Source organism: Streptomyces sp. NPDC089915 (assembly GCF_040684675.1).
In the GTDB taxonomy this organism is placed as follows: domain Bacteria; phylum Actinomycetota; class Actinomycetes; order Streptomycetales; family Streptomycetaceae; genus Streptomyces.
This window is the reverse complement of record NZ_JBFBGN010000044.1, coordinates 30,905-49,583: the sequence shown is the minus strand read 5'-3', so window position 1 is coordinate 49,583 and position 18,679 is coordinate 30,905. Positions and strand designations below refer to the sequence as shown.

Sequence of the window (18,679 nt, the reverse complement as noted above, 5' to 3'; positions counted from 1 at the left end):
GCGGGGTCCGGGGCGGAGCCCCGGGGAACGGTGGAAGGGCGGGTAGGGGACCGGCCCCGCAGGGCCCATCCCCCGCTACGCGCCCCCCGCTACGCGCCCCGCCCCGCCGGGACCAAGGTGCGGAGCAGGTCGCAGACCAGCCGCGCCCCGCGCAGGGTGAGCACCGACTCCGGGTGGAACTGGACGCCCGCGAAGCCGCGCGCCGCGCAGCGGACCGCGTGGACCTCGTCCGTGACGGGGTCCCGGGAGACCTCCACCCCGTGCGCCGCCAGCTCCGCCTCCGCCTCCGCGTCACAGGCGGCGGTGTACGTGTTGTAGAAGCCGACGACCTCCGGTACGCCGAAGAAGTCGATCCGCACCTGCGCCCCCTGCGCCGGCTCCGCCTTGCGGACGAGGGGGAGGCCGATCTCCGCCGCCAGCAGCTCGTGCCCCAGGCAGACCCCGAGCAGCCCGCCCCGGTGGGAGGCGAGCAGCTCGCCCGCCAGCCCGCGCAGCATCCGCATCTTCGGGTCCGCCGCGTCGGAGGGGTCGCCCGGGCCCGGGCCCAGCACGATCGGGCCGTCCCAGGCCAGCGCCTCCTCCCGCAGCCCCGGCGCGTCGAAGCGGCGTACCGTCACGGCCAGGCCCGCCGCCCGCAGCACGTGCGCCAGCATCGCCGTGAAGGTGTCCTCGCCGTCCACCACCAGCGCGTGCCCGGCGACCGCGGGCATCGGCTCCTGCATCCGCAGCCAGAACGGCGCCAGGTCCGCCCGCCGCGAGGCCAGCGCCGCCTGGACCCGGGGGTCGTCCGCCAGCCGGGCCGCGCCGGAGGCGGCCGGCCGGGGCGCGGCCTCGCGCACGCCCAGGGCGGCCAGTACCCCGGCGGCCTTGGCGTGGGTCTCCGCCACCTCGCCGCGCGGGTCCGAGTGGCGGACCAGGGTGGCGCCGACCGGCACCCGCAGCGTCCCGTCCGGGGCGATGTCGGCGGTGCGGATCAGGATCGGGGAGTCCAGGGTCTGGGCGCCGGACGCGTCCAGGCCCAGGAGGGCGAGCGCGCCCGCGTAGTAGCCGCGGCCCCCGTGCTCGTACCGTTCGATCACGCGGCAGGCGTTCTGCACCGGCGAGCCCGTCACCGTCGCCGCGAACATGGTCTCCCGCAGCACCTCCCGGACGTCCAGGGAGGAGCGGCCGCGCAGCTCGTACTCGGTGTGCGCGAGGTGGGCCATCTCGCGCAGCCGGGGGCCGACGACGGTGCCGCCCATGTCGCCGACCGTGCACATCATCTTCAGTTCCTCGTCGACCACCATCGACAGCTCCTCGGTCTCCTTGCGGTCGCCGAGGAAGGCGAGGAGGGACTCGGCGGTCGGCCCGCCGGCCGGGTGGCGGTAGGTGCCGCTGATGGGGTTCATGACGACCGTGCCGCCCGTCATGCGGACGTGCACCTCGGGGCTGGCCCCGACCAGGGTGCGGTCCGGGGTGTGGACCACGTACGTCCAGTACGCGCCCCGCTCGCCCTCCAGCAGCCGCCGGAACAGGGCCAGGGCGTCGGCCCGGCCGAAGCCGTCGATCCGGCCGCCGTAGGTCCGCCGGATCACGAAGTTCGCGCCCTCGCCGCGGCCGATCTCGTCGCGGATCACCCGCTCGACGGTGGCCGCGTAATCCTCGTCCGCGACGTCGAAGCGGCCGTCGTCGACCCGTACGGCGTGCCCGGGCAGGGCGGCCAGGGCCTCGGCGAGCGGGATCTCGTACGCTTCCTCGGCCGCCAGCACGCTCAGCGGGGTGCCGTCGTCGCGGACGTCGAAACCGCGCTCGCGGATCTGGCGGAAGGGGACCAGCGCGAGGGTGGGCAGCTCGCGGACGGGCAGGTCGGCCAGGCGCTCGGCCTCGTGGACCGGGCCGAGGAGCACCTCGACGGTGTCGTGGTCCCGGCCCGGGGTGCGCCGGCGCAGCAGCGCGAAGGGCGGGGCGGAGTCGTCCAGGAGCCGGGTGAGGGAGAAGTCGGACTGGGGCATGGGGCGGGCGTCCTTCCGGTGGGGTGTCGGGAGGAGGGACGGCCGCCGCCTGCCTGAGCACGCGGAAGGCCGCCCCTCGGGGCGGCCTTCGCGTCGCTCGTGTCAGTGGGTACGCACGAGGGGTGGGCCGCCGGGAGCGGACCACCACCAGTTCTGCAGGGAGAGCGCGTACATGGGAGGCACCCTAGCCCACGAGGGCCCCCGTCCGCCGCATCCCGCCGCATCCCGCCTTTCCCGCCGGATGAACCTTGAATTCCGTTCATCTGGGCTCCGTGGACCTTGGAACGACACCGTCTCACCAGGTGGGCGTCCGGCCGGACACGGCGAATGACGCCGTAATGTGTACGAGGTGACCGTGAACGCTGAAACCCACGCCCTCGCCGCCAAGGCGACCTGGCGAGACCTTCCCGCGGCGCAGCAGCCTTCGTACCCCGATGCCGAGGCCCTGCGCGCTGTCGTCGCGGACCTCGAGTCGTATCCTCCGCTCGTCTTCGCGGGCGAGTGCGACCAGCTGCGCGCCCGTCTGGGAGCCGTCGCCAAGGGCGAGGCGTTCCTGCTGCAGGGCGGCGACTGCGCCGAGGCCTTCGACGCCGTCTCCGCCGACCACATCCGCGCCAAGCTGAAGACCCTGCTCCAGATGAGCGCCGTCCTGACGTACGCGGCCTCCGTGCCCGTCGTGAAGGTCGGCCGCATCGCGGGCCAGTACTCCAAGCCCCGCTCCAAGGACACCGAGACCCGCGACGGCGTGACCCTGCCGACGTACCGCGGCGACTCGGTCAACGGCTTCGCCTTCACCGAAGAGGCCCGCGTCCCGGACCCGGAGCGCCTGAAGCGCATGTACCACGCGTCGGCCTCGACGCTGAACCTGGTGCGCGCCTTCACCACCGGCGGCTACGCCGACCTGCGCCAGGTGCACGCCTGGAACCAGGACTTCGTGAAGTCCTCCCCGTCCGGGCAGCGCTACGAGCAGCTCGCGCGGGAGATCGACAACGCGCTGAACTTCATGAAGGCCTGCGGCACCGACCCGGCCGAGTTCAAGGCCGTGGAGTTCTACTCCTCGCACGAGGCCCTGCTGCTCGACTACGAGGGCGCCCTCACCCGTACGGACTCCCGCACCGGCAAGCTGTACGACACCTCCGGCCACATGGTCTGGATCGGTGAGCGCACCCGCCAGCTGGACCACGCGCACATCGAGTTCTGCGCGCAGATCGCCAACCCGATCGGCATCAAGCTCGGCCCCACCACCACGGTGGACGAGGCGCTGACGTACATCGACCGCCTGGACCCGGACCGCGAGCCGGGCCGGCTGACCTTCGTCGTCCGCATGGGCGCCGACAAGGTCCGCGACAAGCTCCCCGAGCTGGTCGAGAAGGTCACCGCGTCCGGTGCGACCGTCGCCTGGGTCACCGACCCGATGCACGGCAACACCTTCGAGGCGGCCTCCGGCCACAAGACGCGCCGTTTCGACGACGTCCTGGACGAGGTCAAGGGCTTCTTCGAGGTCCACAAGGCGCTGGGCACCCACCCGGGCGGCATCCACGTCGAGCTCACCGGTGACGACGTCACCGAGTGCGTGGGCGGCGGCGACGAGATCTTCGTCGACGACCTGCACCAGCGCTACGAGACGGCCTGCGACCCGCGCCTCAACCGCAGCCAGTCCCTGGACCTGGCGTTCCTGGTGGCGGAGATGTACCGCGACCAGTAGGCGGTAGGTGGCAGCACGTGAGGACGGGGCGCGGATCGATGTGATCCGCGCCCCATCCGCGTCTCCGGGCCTTTTAGGCTTACCTAACTTTGGGTACGGTTAGGTAAGCCTCACCGCACCGGGGATGGCTGCAAGAACCATTCCGCTCAGGGAGGTGAACCGCGTGTACGTCTGCTCTTGCTTCGGGATCACCGACAAGCAGGTCAAGGACCACGCGGCCGCCGGGGCCTGCACCCCCCGCCAGATCGCCTCGGCCACCAAGGCCGGCACCGACTGCGGCTCCTGCGTGCGGACCATCCAGGGCCTCCTGGGCCGCGGCGCGTGCCCGCGCCGGGAACTGCTGGAGAAGGGCGAGGCGGCCGCCGTCCTGGCCGCCGACCCGGCGCCGCGGCTGGTCGAAGCCGCCTAGGTCCGGGGCTAGGCCCGGCACTAGGCCCGGGGCCTCAGCTCGGCTGCTCGATGAGCTGCGCGATGTACAGCGCCTCACCGAGGGACTCGATCAGCTCCAGCTGGGTGTCGAGGTAGTCGATGTGGTGCTCCTCGTCCTCCAGGATCTCCTCGAAGAGGCGCGCGGACGTCACGTCGCCCTTGCCGCGCATGACCTCGATGCCGCGCCTGAGGCGGTCGATCGCCTCGACCTCGACCTGCCGGTCCGCCTGGAACATCTCGGTGATCGTCTGTCCCACGCGCACGTGGAAGAGGCGCTGGTAATTGGGCAGCCCGTCGAGCATCAGGATGCGCTCGGTGAGCTTGTCCGCGTGCTTCATCTCGTCGATGGACTCTTCACGCGTGTACTTGGCGAGCTTCGTCCACCCCTTGTTGTCCTGGATGCGGTAGTGCAGCCAGTACTGGTTGATGGCCGTGAGCTCGCCGGTCAGCTGCTCGTTCAGAAACTCGAGGACCTCGGGGTCGCCCTGCATCGCAGAGGCTCCTTCCAAGCAATGTCAGCTAGGTGACTGGGCAGGTGCGCGCATCTTTGCACCGCCGTACGGGGTCGTCCAGTAAGTGCCTCCTTAGTGGGAGTTGCCGGGACTTGCCCGTTTCGGCTCGTACCTGGTCGTGACCACCCCGCCACGTCTGTCACCATGGAGGTATGGGTCAGCCGGAAAGCCGGGAATCTCCGGGAGCAGAGCAGCTGGAGCTGCCTCCGGGGCAGCGGTTGCAGAGGGGCTGGCCCGTCACCCACTACGGTCCCGTGCCCAAGTTCAAGCCGGACCGCTGGGAGTTCCGCGTCTTCGGCGCGACGGCCGACGGCGAGAAGCACTGCTGGAACCACGAGGAGTTCGCGGCGCTGCCGTTCAACTCGGTGGTGGCCGACCTGCACTGCGTCACCAAGTTCAGCATGCAGGGCGCCGAATGGGGCGGCGTGCTGGCCCGCGACGTCCTCGCCCTGGCCCCGCCGGCCCCGCAGGTCACGCACGTGATGGTGTGGGCCGAGTACGGATTCAGCTCCAACCTGCGGCTGGAGGACTTCGCCTCGGACCGGACCGTCTTCGCCACCCACATGGGCGGCGAGCCGCTGACGGCCGAACACGGCTTCCCGCTGCGCCTGGTGGTCCCGCACCTGTACGCCTGGAAGGGCCCCAAGTGGGTCCGCGGCATCGAGTACATGACCGCCGACCGCCGCGGCTTCTGGGAGGAGCGCGGCTACCACAACATCGGCGACCCCTGGCGCGAGCAGCGCTACTCGTACCAGGAGGGGCCGGGGGACGGTCCGGAGCTCTGACGGCTCCTTAGTGGTGGTACTGGTGGACGACGGCGTGGCCCTTGCCGCGGCCGATCATCCACTTGTTGACCGGGGTGGTCACGACGAAGGCGAGCGCCAGCGAGATCGCCAGGGCGATCCAGAACAGCGCCTCGGAGAGCTGGGCGTCCATGGCGCCCGGCCACACCGCGATGACCCCGTTGTCGATCAGCTCCATGACGGCGATCGAAAGGGTGTCCGCGGCCAGCGCCACCCGGACGGCCGAACGGAGGTCCACGCCGGCGGACAGGATCCCGCGCAGGGTGAGGGCGTAGCCGAAGAAGAACGCGAGGACGATCGCCAGGACCATCGTCGGGAGGTTCCCCCAGCCCAGGGCGGTGCCGACGATCATGCCGAGCACCTCGCCGATGGCGCAGCCGGTGAGGCAGTGCAGCGTCGCCTTGGCCGCCATCCCCCACCCGACCGGGCCGGGGGCGTGGGCGGAGTGGTCCGCGTGGTGGCCGTGCTCGGCGTGCTGCTCGTGGTTCTGGTGCTGCTCGTGCTGCTGCTCGTGCCCGTGCTCGTGCCCGTGATGTTCGTGGTGTGCGTGCGACTGCTCCATGACGACTACCCCCTGAAGGTCTGGCGGAACGCCGGGTGGCGGTCCCGCCGACTGGTGGAACCGTATACCCCCCAGGGGTATTCCTCAAGGAATTTCGGAGCGGTCAGTGCAGGTCGCGGAGCTCCTTGAGCAGGGCGACGTCCGCCGCGTGGCCCTCCTTGCCGCCCGGGGTCTCGATGATCAGCGGGACGCCGTCCATCTCCGGGTGCGAGAACAGCTCGGCGAAGGCCTCCCGGCCGATGTGGCCCTGGCCGATGTTGGCGTGCCGGTCCTTGTGGGCGCCGACGCCCTCCTTGGAGTCGTTGGCGTGGATCAGCTTGAGCCGGCCCGCGCCGACCGTGTCCACCACCAGGTCCAGCGTCTGCTTGGTGCCGCCAGGCTCGGCCAGGTCGTGGCCCGCCGCGAAGATGTGGCAGGTGTCCAGGCAGATGCCCAGCTTCTCGTGGTGGTCGAGGGCCTCGAAGTACGGGCCGAAGTCCCAGGTCCGCGAACAGAGCGAGGAACCCTGCCCGGCCGTGGACTCCAGCAGCAGGAAGGGGTCGTCCTCGTGCGTCAGCTCGTCGAGCAGCGGCAACATGTACTCCCTGACCTGCGCGTACGCCGACTCGCGCGGGCGGCCCCCGGTCGCCGAGCCGGTGTGCACGACCACCCCGAGCGCCCCGATCTCCCGGGCCCGGCGCAGCGAGTGCCGCAGGGACTCCACCGACTTCTCGACGGTCGCCTCGGTGTGGGAGCCGAAGTTGATCAGGTACGGGGCGTGCACGTACGCCGGGATCGACTCCTCCGCGCACTGCGCGCGGAACAGCTCGTCCTGCGCCGGGTTCCCGGTCGGGGTGGCCCAGCCGCGCGGGTTGGCGACGAAGACCTGGACGGCCTCGGCGCCCATCTCACGGGCGTAGGTCAGGCCGACCGAGGCCAGCCCGCCGGCGACGGGCACGTGCCCGCCCACGGGATTGCGTGACAACGGTGCTCAGAGCCCCTTGGTCTTGATGGTGATCGTGCTGCCCTCGGGGACGCTCTGTCCGGCGGGCACCGACTGGGTGTCCACCGTGCTGCTGAAGGAGAGGAACGGGCGCTCCACCTTCACCTTGAAGCCCAGCGCCTCCAGCGTCTTGCGGGCCGTGTCCACGTCCTGACCGGCCACGTTCGGGACCGGGACGGGGCGCGGGCCCTTGGAGAGGGTCAGGGTGACGGTGTCCCCGGCGGCCGCCTGGGCGCCGGCGCCGACCGACTGGTTGGCGACCGTGCCGGCCGGGGAAGGGGCGTTGACCTGGTCGGGGGCCGTCGCCACCTTCAGGCCGAGGGCCTCCAGCGCGGCGCGCGCCTGGTCGGCCGGCTGGCCGGTGACGTTCGGGACGGGGACCGGGCGGCCCTTGCTCACCTGGAGGGCGACGGCGGTGTCCGGTGCCCGCTTCTGGCCGCCGGCCGGGTCGGTGGAGACCACCGAGCCCTGGGCCACGTCCTGGCTGAAGGTCTGGGTGACGATGCCCGGGGCCAGCCCCGCCTTCGTCAGCTCCGCCTTTGCGTCCTCCAGCGGCCGGCCCTTGAGGTCGGGCACGCTGACCAGCTCGGGACCGCGGGACACCGTGAGGGTCACCGCGCCGTTGCCGCGGATCTTCTTGCCGCCCGCGGGGTCGGAGTTCATGACCGTCCCTCGGTCGAAGGCCTCGCTGAACTTCCGGTCCACCTTCTTCACGCCGAGACCGGCGGCGGAGAGCTCCGTCCTGGCCTGCTCCTCCGTCTTGCCGAGGAGGTTGGGGACCTTGGTGAACTGCCCGGCGTTGATGTACCAGACGCCGGCGCCCAGACCCAGGGCGAGCAGGACCCCGGCGACCACGAGGACTATGCCCCGGCGCTGCCGGCGCGGCGGAGCCTGGGGCGCGGGCGCGGGAACGTACGGCCGTTCCAGGCGGGAGGTGTGGTGCAGGACGGGCTCCTGCGCCTCCGGCCCCGCCAGCGGACGCGGGATCACGCCGGTGCGGTCCTCGGCGGAGGACCGCTCGGCGGCCCGCGCCTGCGGCGGTACGGCGTCCAGCTCGGCCTCGCCGACCCGCGCCCGCGCCTCGCGGGCCACCCCCAGCAGGGCGGCGGCGTCGGCGGGGCGCAGGTCGGGGGTGCGGGCCGTGGCCCGGGAGACGAGCTCGTCGAGGGCGGCGGGCAGCCCGGGGACGACCGCCGACGGGGGCGGGACGTCCTCGTTGAGGTGCTGGAACAGCACCTGGGCGGGGGTGCCGCCGGTGTGCGGCTTGGAGCCGGTGAGCATCTCGTACAGCACGACGCCGCAGGCGTAGACGTCCACGCGGGCGTCGTAGACCCCGTCCGTGATCTGCTCGGGGGCGAGGTAGGAGACGGTGCCGAGGACGGAGCCGGTGGTCTGGGTGGCGGCGTCCACGGAGCGGACCAGGCCGAAGTCGGCGACCTTGACCCGCCCGTCGTCGCCGATCAGGACGTTCTCGGGCTTGATGTCCCGGTGGACGAAGCCGGCCCGGTGGGCGGTCCCGAGGGCGGCGAGCACCGGTTCGAGGACGTCGAGGGCGGCCCGCGGCTGGAGCGCGCCGCGCTCGCGCAGGACGTCGCGCAGGGTGCAGCCGGACACGTACTCCATGGCGAGGTACGTGTAGGGGCCGTCGGTCCCCTGGTCGAAGACGGCGACCACGTTGGGGTGCGCGAGGCGCGCCACGGACTTCGCCTCACGGATGAACCGGTCGACGAAGGCCGCGTCGGCGGCCAGGTCCGGGTGCATGATCTTCAGCGCGAGCACGCGGTCGAGGCGGGTGTCGAGCGCCCGGTAGACCGTCGCCATGCCGCCTGCGGCGATACGGGCGTCGACGCGGTAGCGGCCGTCGAGCACGCGCCCGACGAGGGGGTCATCCAGGGTCGTATCCACCCGGCGATTCTACGAGGACCCCCACCACCCCCGTCCGGGGCGTCCACGCCTTGCAGCGCAGCTGTGACGTGGGGCGCACGGCGCGGGCCCGCCATCTCCCCCGCGAGGGGCCGGGGGCGGGGCGGCGTTCGCCCACCCGCCGCGCGGCGGGACCCGGCCGGGTCGGCACTGAACAGCGAACCGGCACCGGGGGAGGGCGGGACTCGGGCGGGGCGGTCTCAGGGAGGGCTGGGGGTTTCCCGCCAGTCCCACTGTCCTTCCGGTCCGGGCCGGCCTGTCAAGGGCGCTCCTTCGTCGCGTCGCTACGCGATCGCCTGCGGCGACCCTTGACAGACCGACCCGAACCGGAAAGACAAGGACTGCCGGGAACCCCCCAAAGGAACGGGACGGACGTTCCTTGGACATACGGCGGGATCAGCGATGCGAGGCGGGGCCAGGGGCCGGCAGACCGGGCATCCGGCCCCCTGGCCGCGTGAACGGAGCCCCGGCCCGCGCCAGATCGCTACGCGCTTCTCTTTTCTCAGCGTCCGCCGCCCGTCTGTGCCCGCTGGCTGCACGAAACGCCAACCGGTTCGTCATCGGAGGCCGGTGGGCGCCACAGATCGCTACGCGCTTCTCTCATCTCGGCGTCCGGCGGCCGCCTGGGGCTGCTACCTGCACGAAATGCCAATCAGAGCAGCATGTCGGTCCGGTCGGCGCGTCAGATCGCTACGCGCTGCCCTCGTCACGGCGTCCGCAGGCGGTCTGGGGCTGGTCGTGGTGAGGACATCGGGCGCTGGGGCTCAGCGGTCGACGGCTTCCAAGGCGTCGAGTGCCACGGGCCATGGGTACGGGCGCTTTTCGCCCGGTGGGTTCGGCTGGAAGCCGTTCTCTCCGAACAGGACGTGCACACCGGCGGTGCGCAGTGTTTCCAGGGAGAGGGGGAGCTGCGGGTGTTGGGCGTAGGCGGCGTTGACGCACGGCATCAGCGTCAGGGGGATGTCCTTGCCGAGTGCTTCGGCGATGAAGCCGACGACGAAGCTGTCGGTGATGCCCAGGGCCCAGCGGTTGATCGTGTTCGTGGTGGCCGGGGCGACGAGGACGGCGTCGGCCGGTGGCCAGACGTCCGGCTGGCCGGGTCGCTTGTAGCGGTGGCGGACGGGGTGGCCGGTGAGCGCCTCCAGCCCGGCGAGGCTCTCCTCCAGCCATTCGGCGGCCGCCGGGGTGAGCCCGAGGCAGACGTCCCAGCCACGTGCCTGGGCTTCCTCGATCACGTGGGCCACGTCGAACACGGGCGGCGCTGCCGAGCAGAACAGGTAGAGCGTCCTCGTCGTCATGGCGCCGAGCCTATGCAACCCCGCTTCGGCGGAGTCGGGGACGAATCCGGGCCTTGAGTGCTCTGCGGAGCGGCCGGGCCGACCTCCCGCACAGGCACCAGCCCTGGACCGCCGTCGGACGCCGAGATGAGAGGAGCGCGTAGCGATCTGACGCGCCCGCCGGCCCCGGATGCCCATCCCATCGGCCTTTGGCGGGGGTAACGGCCCCAGGCGGGCGGCGGACGCCAAGCGACGAGAAGCGCGTAGCGATCAGTTGCGCCCACCGGCCCCGATGACGAACCGGTTGGCGTTTCGTGCGGGTAGCGGCCCCAGGCGGGCGGCGGACGCTGAGACGGGAGGAGCGCGTAGCGATCTGGTGCGTGGGCTGGCCCGGATTGCCGTTTGGTGCTTTCGGGGGCCGGATGCCCGGTCTGCCGGGGCCCGGCCTGCCCGGCTCATCGCTGATCCCGCCGATTGCATGACCATGACCCGTGCCGTCCTTTTGGGGGTTTCCCGGCAGTCCTTGTCTTTCCGGTTCGGGTCGGTCTGTCAAGGGTCGCCGTAGGCGATCGCGTAGCGACGCGACGAAGGAGCGCCCTTGACAGGCCGGCCCGGACTGGAAGGACAGTGGGACTGACGGGAAAGCCCCAGCCCTTCTCTGAGGTCGTCCCGCCGGAACCCCGACACCCCCGGTGCCGCCCGGCTTTCCGCTACCGCCCGGCGGGACACCGCCCCCCACCCACCGCCCCGCAGACGGGGAGGCGGGTGGGCAGCCACCGACCCGCCACCGACCCCTCGCGGGGGAGATAGCGGGCCCGCGCCGTGAGCGGCCTGCCGGCACCCCGCCGCACCGTGCCGCCTCCGCCCCGCGGTCACCCCGCACCGGCGGGTGGGCAGCCGCCGCCCGGCCCCCGGCGGCTCGCGGGGGTGGGGGCCCCGGGCCGCCGTGTCTCGTACGAAACGACCACTCCGTGTCCCGGCGCGCGGACCTGGCGTGCGGAGTGGGGGCTGATTCGCGTACGGTTGACGGTCGCCCATGCACGTAAGAAGGGGGCCTTGGTGGCCGCGCAGAATGCCGCTGTCGACAGCACGGCGGATTCCGTCCGCGATCGGGAGATCGCGGTCGAGCAGACGCATCTCGATCGGGTGTACCGGCGCCTTGAGGAGAAGATCCACGAGGCCGAGTTCCTCATGAACGACGCCGCCAAGCGCGGCCAGGTCGGGACGCCCGGTGCGCTCGCGGAGCGGGACGCGCAGGTGTTCCGTGCCGGGATCCACCTCAACCGGCTGAACAACGAGTTCGAGGACTTCCTCTTCGGGCGGATCGACCTCGTCCTCGGCAAGGACGGCGAGCGGGGGCCCGACGGCGCCTACACCTCGGTCCAGCCCGCCGAGGACGCGATCCGGCCCGACCTCACCGCCGACATCGCCGAGACGCTGCACATCGGACGGATCGGCGTGCTCGACAGCGACTACGCGCCGCTCGTCATCGACTGGCGCGCCCCGGCCGCCGCGCCGTTCTACCGTTCGACGCCCAAGGACCCCGGCCGGGTCATCCGCCGCCGGGTGATCCGTTCCAAGGGCCGCAAGGTGCTCGGCGTCGAGGACGACCTGATGCGTCCCGAGATCACCGCCAGCCTCGACGGCCGGGAGCTGCCCGCCATCGGCGACGGCGCGCTGATGGCCGCCCTCGGGCGGGCCCGTACGCACTCCATGCGGGACATCGTCTCGTCCATCCAGGCCGAGCAGGACCTGGTCATCCGCGCCCCCGCCGCCTCCGTCGCGGAGGTCGCGGGCGGGCCGGGCACCGGCAAGACCGCCGTCGCCCTGCACCGGGCCGCCTACCTGCTGTACCAGGACCGCCGCCGCTACTCCGGCGGCATCCTGATCGTCTCGCCGACGCCGCTGCTCGTCGCCTACACCGAGGGCGTCCTGCCCTCGCTCGGCGAGGAGGGCCAGGTCGCGATCCGGGCGCTCGGCTCCCTCGTCGACGGCGCCGAGGCGACCACGTACGACGAACCCGCCGTGGCCCGGATCAAGGGCTCGTCGCGCATGCTCAAGGTGCTCCGCAAGGCGGTGCGCGGCGCCCTGGAGCTGGGCAACGCCCCCGAGCGGCTGCGCGTGGTGGCCTTCGGCCGCCGGGTCGAGCTGGAGGCGCCGGAGCTGAACCGGATCCGGCAGGGCATCCTCGGCGGCACCGCCCCCGTGAACCTGCTGCGCCCGCGCGCCCGCAAGCTGCTCCTGGACGCCCTGTACGCGAAGACCGGTGCGAACGGCCGGCACAGCGACCCGGAGCTGGCCGCCGAGCTGCGCAGCGCCTTCGACGAGGACATCTCCACCGAGGACGACTTCCTCGGCTTCCTGAACGCCTGGTGGCCGGAGCTCACCCCGCGCCGGGTGCTGGCCGCGATGGCCGACGAGCGGCGCCTGGGCCGCTGGGCGCGCCGGGAGCTGAACCCGCGCGAGACCCGTCAGCTGGCGCGTTCGCTGCGCCGGGTCGGCGCGGACGGTTCGGGTCCGCTCTCGGTGCACGACGTGGCGCTGCTCGACGAGCTCCAGCAGCTGCTGGGCGCGCCCGCGCGGCCGAAGCGCAGGCGGGAGATGGACCCGCTGGACCAGCTCAGCGGGCTGGAGGAGCTGATGCCGACCCGGGAGGAGACCACCTGGGAGCGGGCGGAGCGGATCGCGGCGGAGCGCACCGAGTACGCGCACGTGATCGTGGACGAGGCGCAGGACCTGACGCCGATGCAGTGGCGGATGGTGGGCCGGCGCGGCCGTACGGGTACCTGGACGGTGGTCGGGGACCCGGCGCAGTCCTCGTGGACGGATCCGGGCGAGGCGGCCGCCGCGCGGGACGAGGCGCTGGGCTCCCGGCCGCGCCGGCGGTTCACGCTGACGGTGAACTACCGCAACCCGGCCGAGGTGGCCGAGGTGGCGGCGCGGGTGCTGGAGCTGGCGATGCCCGGGATGGAGCCGCCGACGGCGGTGCGCTCCACGGGCCTGGAGCCGCGCTTCACGACCGCCGGAGAGGACCTCGGGGCGGCGGTGAGGGAGGAGACCCGGCGGCTGCTGGAGCAGGTGGACGGCACGGTCGGCGTGGTCGTGGCGATGGACCGGCGGGCCGAGGCGGCGGGCTGGCTCGCCGATCTGGGCGAGCGGGCGGTGGCGCTGGGCAGCCTGGAGGCGAAGGGGCTGGAGTACGACGCCACGGTGGTGGTCTCCCCGGCGGAGATCGCGGCGGAGTCCCCGGCGGGCCTGCGGGTGCTGTACGTGGCGCTGACGCGTGCGACGCAGCAGCTGACGGTGGTGTCGGCCGGGGCCGACAAGCCGGACGGGGCCGGGGTGCCGGAGCTGCTGCGGCCATGAGCGTGACGGCGGTGTCCAACTCGCGGGAGGGGGGATCGCTTCCGGCGATCCTTTGTTAGCCTGGTTACGACACCGGCTCGATCCAAGCCCCCGGGCCCAACCTTCGTCGCTTAGAGCGACCACTTGCCGCGAGGCGAGCATGGCGGGTCGGTGTCTTAGTCGGAACACCAGGTCCGCGCCTTCCACGCTGTGGGGGGCGCGGACCTGTTTTGTGTGTACCCACCATTCCAACACCCAGAGTTCTCTCGTATGGTGGAAGTGTTCTTCCGAAATTTGTAGCTGGTTACCTTGTACCGGCTGGTAGGTGGGACGATCGGACAACAGGTCCTGCCACACCTGCCGTGTGACGGGGCCCTGTGTGTACAGAAGAACCAGGGACAGAAGAGGAACACGGCCATGGCAACGGCGCCCAGCGTCTCGTATTCGATGACGGTCCGCCTGGAAGTGCCCGCGAGCGGAACCGCGGTCTCCCAGCTCACCACCGCCGTGGAGTCTTCCGGAGGCTCGGTCACCGGCCTCGACGTGACCGCATCCGGCCACGAGAAGCTCCGTATCGACGTCACCATCGCCGCCACCTCGACCGCCCACGCGGACGAGATCGTCGAGAAGCTGCGCGGCATCGAGGGCGTCAGCCTCGGGAAGGTCTCCGACCGAACCTTCCTGATGCACCTCGGCGGCAAGATCGAGATGTCGTCCAAGCACCCCATCCGCAACCGCGACGACCTCTCGATGATCTACACCCCGGGCGTCGCCCGCGTGTGCACGGCCATCGCGGAGAACCCCGAGGACGCGCGCCGCCTGACCATCAAGCGCAACTCCGTCGCAGTCGTGACCGACGGCTCCGCCGTCCTCGGTCTGGGCAACATCGGCCCGATGGCCGCGCTGCCCGTCATGGAGGGCAAGGCCGCCCTCTTCAAGCGCTTCGCGGGCATCGACGCGTGGCCGATCTGCCTGGACACCCAGGACTCCGACGAAATCGTCGCCATCGTCAAGGCCATCGCCCCCGGCTTCGCGGGCATCAACCTGGAGGACATCTCCGCGCCCCGCTGCTTCGAGATCGAGGCCCGGCTGCGCGAGGCCCTCGACATCCCCGTCTTCCACGACGACCAGCACGGCACCGCCATCGTCGTCCTCGCCGCCCTCACCAACGCACTGCGCGTCGTGGGCAAGGCAGTTGAGGACGTCAAGGTCGTCATGTCGGGCGCCGGCGCCGCCGGTACGGCCATCCTCAAGCTGCTCCTCGCCGCCGGCGTGAAGAACGCCGTCAGCGCCGACATCCACGGCGTCGTGCACGCCGGCCGCCCCGACCTGGTGGACGCCGCGCCGGACTCCCCGCTGCGCTGGATCGCCGACAACACCAACCCCGAGGGCTACACCGGCACCCTCAAGGAGGCCGTGGTCGGCGCCGACGTCTTCATCGGCGTCTCCGCCCCGAACGTGCTCTCCGGCGAGGACGTCGCCGCCATGGCCGAAGGGGCCATCGTGTTCGCGCTCGCGAACCCGGACCCCGAGGTGGACCCGGCCGTCGCCCGCCAGACCGCCGCCGTCGTGGCCACCGGCCGCTCGGACTTCCCGAACCAGATCAACAACGTGCTCGTCTTCCCCGGCGTCTTCCGCGGCCTCCTGGACGCCCAGTCCCGGACCGTGAACACCGACATGATGCTGGCCGCCGCCACCGCCCTCGCCGACGTCGTCGGCCAGGACGAGCTGAACGCGAACTACATCATCCCGTCCGTCTTCAACGACAAGGTCGCGGGCGCCGTCGCCGGCGCCGTCCGCAAGGCCGCCCAGGCCGGTGCCGAGAAGGCCGCTGTGACGGGTCCCACGGCCTGATCCCGGCGCGTCGCGGGATGCGGGCCCGCCGGGGCGCCTCTAGGGTTGCGGGGATGCCCGCGCTGTGCGCGGTCCGCATCGGCATCGGAGCCTCGGGTGCGACGGAGCGTCACTGCGGCGTGACTGTGGCGCTTTTCGTGTGACCCTGGCGGGTGCCGGATTGGCTTTCCCGCCGCTGGTGGGGGCAGGATGCGTAACCGGGCGAGAGGGTCTGACGTTCAGACCCGGGTCCGGGGACTGTCCTAGGGCCCTGGCAGCATCGGCTTCGATCTCACGCCTCTAAGGCAAGTTGAACACGGGAGTACAACATGAACCGCAGTGAGCTGGTGGCCGCTCTGTCCGAGCGCGCCGAGGTGACCCGCAAGGACGCCGACGCCGTTCTGGCCGCGCTCGCCGAGACCGTCGGCGAGATCGTCGCCAAGGGCGACGAGAAGGTCACCATCCCCGGCTTCCTGACCTTCGAGCGCACCCACCGTGCCGCTCGCACCGCGCGCAACCCGCAGACCGGCGACCCCATCCAGATCCCGGCCGGCTACAGCGTGAAGGTCTCCGCGGGCTCCAAGCTCAAGGAAGCCGCCAAGGGCAAGTAGTACGCCCTTGTGCCGAGGGCCGCACAGGCCCTCGGGACGGCAGTAGTACGTAGAACGGCCGAGGGCGGCCACCCCGGTGGGGTGGCCGCCCTCAGGCCTTTCCCGGGCCCTCCAGGCCCTCCCAGGGGCCTTGCGGGCCCCGGGAGGGGGAAGATCCGGACGGCGGTCGTCAGACCAGGTCGCCGTTGGGGAGCTCGACCTTCGCGCCGAGCTCCTGGAGCTTGTCCATGAAGTTCTCGTAGCCGCGGTTGATCAGGTCGATCCCGTGGACGCGCGAGGTGCCCTCGGCCGCCAGCGCCGCGATCAGGTACGAGAACCCGCCGCGCAGGTCGGGGATGACCAGGTCGGCGCCCTGCAGCTTGGTGGGGCCGGAGACGACCGCCGAGTGCAGGAAGTTGCGCTGGCCGAAGCGGCAGGCGCTGCCGCCCAGGCACTCGCGGTACAGCTGGATGTGCGCACCCATCTGGTTGAGCGCCGAGGTGAAGCCGAGGCGGGACTCGTAGACCGTCTCGTGGACGATCGACAGGCCCGAGGCCTGCGTCAGGGCCACGACCAGCGGCTGCTGCCAGTCGGTCTGGAAACCGGGGTGGACGTCCGTCTCCAGCGCGATCGCGTTGAGCGGGCCGCCCGGGTGCCAGAAGCGGATGCCCTCGTCGTCGATCTCGAAGGCGCCGCCGACCTTCCGGAAGGTGTTCAGGAAGGTCATCATCGAGCGCTGCTGCGCCCCGCGGACGTAGATGTTGCCGCCGGTCGCCAGGGCCGCGGAGGCCCAGGACGCCGCCTCCAGGCGGTCCGGGAGCGCCTTGTGGTTGTAGCCGCTCAGGCGGTCGACACCGGTGATCCGGATGGTCCGGTCGGTGTCCATCGAGATGATCGCGCCCATCTTCTGCAGCACGCAGATGAGGTCCTCGATCTCGGGCTCGACGGCGGCGTTGCTGAGCTCGGTCACGCCCTCGGCCAGCACGGCCGTCAGCAGGACCTGCTCGGTCGAGCCGACCGACGGGTAGGGCAGGCGGATCTTGCAGCCGCGAAGGCGCTGCGGGGCCTCCAGGTACTGGCCGCCCTCGCGCTTCTCGATGGTCGCGCCGAACTGGCGGAGCACGTCGAAGTGGAAGTCGATCGGCCGGCCGCCGATGTCGCAGCCGCCCAGGCCCGGGATGAAGGCGTGGCCGAGGCGGTGCAGCAGCGGGCCGCAGAAGAGGATCGGGATGCGGGAGGAACCCGCGTGCGCGTCGATGTCGGCGACGTTCGCGCTCTCGACGTGGGTGGGGTCGAGGACCAGCTCGCCCGGCTCCTCGCCGGGACGCACGGTCACGCCGTGCAGCTGGAGCAGACCGCGCACGACCCGCACGTCACGGATGTCGGGAACATTGCGCAGCCGGCTCGGCTCACTGCCGAGCAGGGCGGCCACCATGGCCTTCGGCACGAGGTTCTTCGCACCGCGGACACGGATCTCGCCCTCGAGCGGGGTTCCGCCGTGGACAAGCAGGACATCGTTGCCGGTCATGGATCTCGCGTTCCGGAGTGGATGGGCAGGGGACCAGTGGTAAGGGTAAGGGCCACCACCCCCATGTTTGTATGGCTGACGGGGCCGTAGGACTGTCATGAATTCGGTACACCACTTACGGTGTCCGCCAGGTAGCGGAGTGTGGCGTTCCGGCGCGTGCGGCGGCGCGCGCTCCCGTCTGCAGCCGTGCGCCCTGAGCTGCGCGTGATCCGATCCCGCCGCCCGCTCCCCCCGAAGGGCGAATGTGCGAGATCATGTGCCCATGACCGAGGTGTCCTCCCTCACAGGGCGGCTGCTCGTGGCCACCCCCGCCCTCGCGGACCCGAACTTCGACCGCGCGGTGGTGCTGCTGCTCGACCACGACGAGCAGGGCTCCCTCGGCGTGGTCCTCAACCGGCCCACCCCCGTGGACGTCCGCGACATCCTGCTGCCTTGGGCCCCGCTGGCCGGCGACCCGGGCGTGGTGTTCCAGGGCGGGCCGGTCGCCCTCGACTCGGCGCTGGGCGTGGCGGTGATACCGGGCGAGGAGGGCCCCCTCGGGTGGCGCCGGGTGCACGGGGCCATCGGCCTGGTCGACCTGGAGGCCCCGCCGGAACTGCTCGCCGCGGCCCTGGGGGGCCTGCGCATCTTCGCCGGCTACTCCGGCTGGGGGCCCGGCCAGCTGGAGGACGAGCTGGGCGACGGCGCCTGGTACGTCGTGGACTCCGAGCCCGGCGACGTCTCCTTCCCCGACCCCGAACGGCTGTGGCGGGCGGTGCTGCGCCGGCAGCGCAGCGAGCTCGCGATGGTCGCCACCTATCTGGACGACCCGTCGCTGAACTGACCCGGGCGGCGTTCAGTACCCTGGATTTATGAGCACTCTCGAGCCCGATCGCGGGACTGGTACGGGGACCCTCGTAGAGCCGACGCCCGTGGTGTCCCACGGCGACGGCGACCACGAGCGCTTCGCCCACTACGTCCAGAAGGACAAGATCATGGCGAGCGCCCTCGACGGGACCCCCGTCGTCGCGCTCTGCGGCAAGGTCTGGGTGCCGGGCCGCGACCCGAAGAAGTACCCGGTCTGCCCCATGTGCAAGGAGATCTACGACTCCATGGGCGCGGGCGGCGACAAGGACAAGGGCGGCAAGGACAAGTAACCCGTCCGGCTCCCGCCGGGAAGGCCCCCGGGCGCGCACGCAGGTGCGCACCCGGGGGCCTTC

The 18,679-nt window shown here is 71.9% G+C and carries 15 protein-coding genes; 8 read left to right on the top strand and 7 right to left on the bottom strand.

The window, feature by feature from the left end; genetic code table 11:
- Positions 1-89: 89 nt before the first annotated feature.
- Positions 90-1,991 carry an anthranilate synthase family protein gene (locus AB0O29_RS16195; protein ID WP_365152040.1) on the bottom strand — a complete coding sequence of 634 codons (1,902 nt, stop codon included), beginning with the start codon at positions 1,989-1,991 and terminating at the stop codon, positions 90-92.
- Positions 1,992-2,340: 349 nt separating this feature from the next.
- Here AB0O29_RS16195 and AB0O29_RS16190 point away from each other — a divergent pair, with 349 nt between their 5' ends.
- Both AB0O29_RS16190 and AB0O29_RS16185 read left to right on the top strand, forming a co-directional pair.
- Positions 2,341-3,696, top strand: coding sequence for a class II 3-deoxy-7-phosphoheptulonate synthase (locus tag AB0O29_RS16190; RefSeq protein WP_365152038.1), 1,356 nt, complete (start codon positions 2,341-2,343; stop codon positions 3,694-3,696).
- Positions 3,697-3,859: 163 nt separating this feature from the next.
- Positions 3,860-4,105, top strand: coding sequence for a (2Fe-2S)-binding protein (locus AB0O29_RS16185; protein WP_365152036.1), 246 nt, complete (start codon positions 3,860-3,862; stop codon positions 4,103-4,105).
- A gap of 34 nt (positions 4,106-4,139) precedes the next feature.
- Here AB0O29_RS16185 and bfr read toward each other — a convergent pair whose 3' ends face one another.
- Positions 4,140-4,616, bottom strand: a complete 477-nt coding sequence (gene bfr, locus AB0O29_RS16180; protein ID WP_365152034.1) for a bacterioferritin — start codon at positions 4,614-4,616, stop codon at positions 4,140-4,142.
- A 173-nt stretch (positions 4,617-4,789) separates the two neighbouring features.
- On the opposite strand from bfr, the gene AB0O29_RS16175 reads away from it, so the two are divergent.
- Positions 4,790-5,422, top strand: coding sequence for a sulfite oxidase-like oxidoreductase (locus AB0O29_RS16175; RefSeq protein ID WP_365152032.1), 633 nt, complete (start codon positions 4,790-4,792; stop codon positions 5,420-5,422).
- A gap of 7 nt (positions 5,423-5,429) precedes the next feature.
- Here the strand turns inward: AB0O29_RS16175 and AB0O29_RS16170 are convergent, their stop codons facing one another.
- From AB0O29_RS16170 to AB0O29_RS16155, 4 genes are all read right to left on the bottom strand, one after another.
- On the bottom strand, positions 5,430-6,002 hold the full coding sequence (locus tag AB0O29_RS16170) for a DUF4396 domain-containing protein (RefSeq protein ID WP_365152030.1): 573 nt from the start codon (positions 6,000-6,002) through the stop codon (positions 5,430-5,432).
- Between the two features lie 103 nt (positions 6,003-6,105).
- On the bottom strand, positions 6,106-6,966 hold the full coding sequence (locus AB0O29_RS16165; protein WP_365152028.1) for a deoxyribonuclease IV: 861 nt from the start codon (positions 6,964-6,966) through the stop codon (positions 6,106-6,108).
- Positions 6,967-6,972: 6 nt separating this feature from the next.
- The gene (gene pknB / locus AB0O29_RS16160; protein ID WP_365152026.1) at positions 6,973-8,889 is read right to left on the bottom strand and encodes a Stk1 family PASTA domain-containing Ser/Thr kinase; all 1,917 of its coding nucleotides are present in this window, start codon (positions 8,887-8,889) and stop codon (positions 6,973-6,975) included.
- A 782-nt stretch (positions 8,890-9,671) separates the two neighbouring features.
- Positions 9,672-10,205, bottom strand: a complete 534-nt coding sequence (locus AB0O29_RS16155; protein WP_365152024.1) for a flavoprotein — start codon at positions 10,203-10,205, stop codon at positions 9,672-9,674.
- Between the two features lie 1,038 nt (positions 10,206-11,243).
- On the opposite strand from AB0O29_RS16155, the gene AB0O29_RS16150 reads away from it, so the two are divergent.
- The 3 genes from AB0O29_RS16150 to AB0O29_RS16140 all read left to right on the top strand — a co-directional run bounded on the left by AB0O29_RS16150 (position 11,244) and on the right by AB0O29_RS16140 (position 15,973).
- Positions 11,244-13,550, top strand: a complete 2,307-nt coding sequence (locus tag AB0O29_RS16150) for a UvrD-helicase domain-containing protein (RefSeq protein WP_365152022.1) — start codon at positions 11,244-11,246, stop codon at positions 13,548-13,550.
- 396 nt (positions 13,551-13,946) lie between these two features.
- Positions 13,947-15,383, top strand: a complete 1,437-nt coding sequence (locus tag AB0O29_RS16145; protein ID WP_365152020.1) for an NAD-dependent malic enzyme — start codon at positions 13,947-13,949, stop codon at positions 15,381-15,383.
- Between the two features lie 308 nt (positions 15,384-15,691).
- Positions 15,692-15,973: an HU family DNA-binding protein gene (locus tag AB0O29_RS16140; RefSeq protein ID WP_007264399.1), complete on the top strand. Its 282-nt coding sequence runs from the start codon at positions 15,692-15,694 to the stop codon at positions 15,971-15,973.
- Positions 15,974-16,142: 169 nt separating this feature from the next.
- On the opposite strand, the gene murA is transcribed toward AB0O29_RS16140, so the two are convergent.
- Positions 16,143-17,480 carry a UDP-N-acetylglucosamine 1-carboxyvinyltransferase gene (gene murA / locus AB0O29_RS16135; RefSeq protein WP_365152018.1) on the bottom strand — a complete coding sequence of 446 codons (1,338 nt, stop codon included), beginning with the start codon at positions 17,478-17,480 and terminating at the stop codon, positions 16,143-16,145.
- Positions 17,481-17,742: 262 nt separating this feature from the next.
- Here murA and AB0O29_RS16130 point away from each other — a divergent pair, with 262 nt between their 5' ends.
- Entirely contained in the window at positions 17,743-18,303 is a 561-nt protein-coding gene (locus tag AB0O29_RS16130) for a YqgE/AlgH family protein (RefSeq protein WP_045947037.1), read from the top strand.
- A gap of 28 nt (positions 18,304-18,331) precedes the next feature.
- The gene (locus AB0O29_RS16125; RefSeq protein ID WP_045947038.1) at positions 18,332-18,616 is read left to right on the top strand and encodes a DUF3039 domain-containing protein; all 285 of its coding nucleotides are present in this window, start codon (positions 18,332-18,334) and stop codon (positions 18,614-18,616) included.
- Positions 18,617-18,679: the final 63 nt, after the last annotated feature.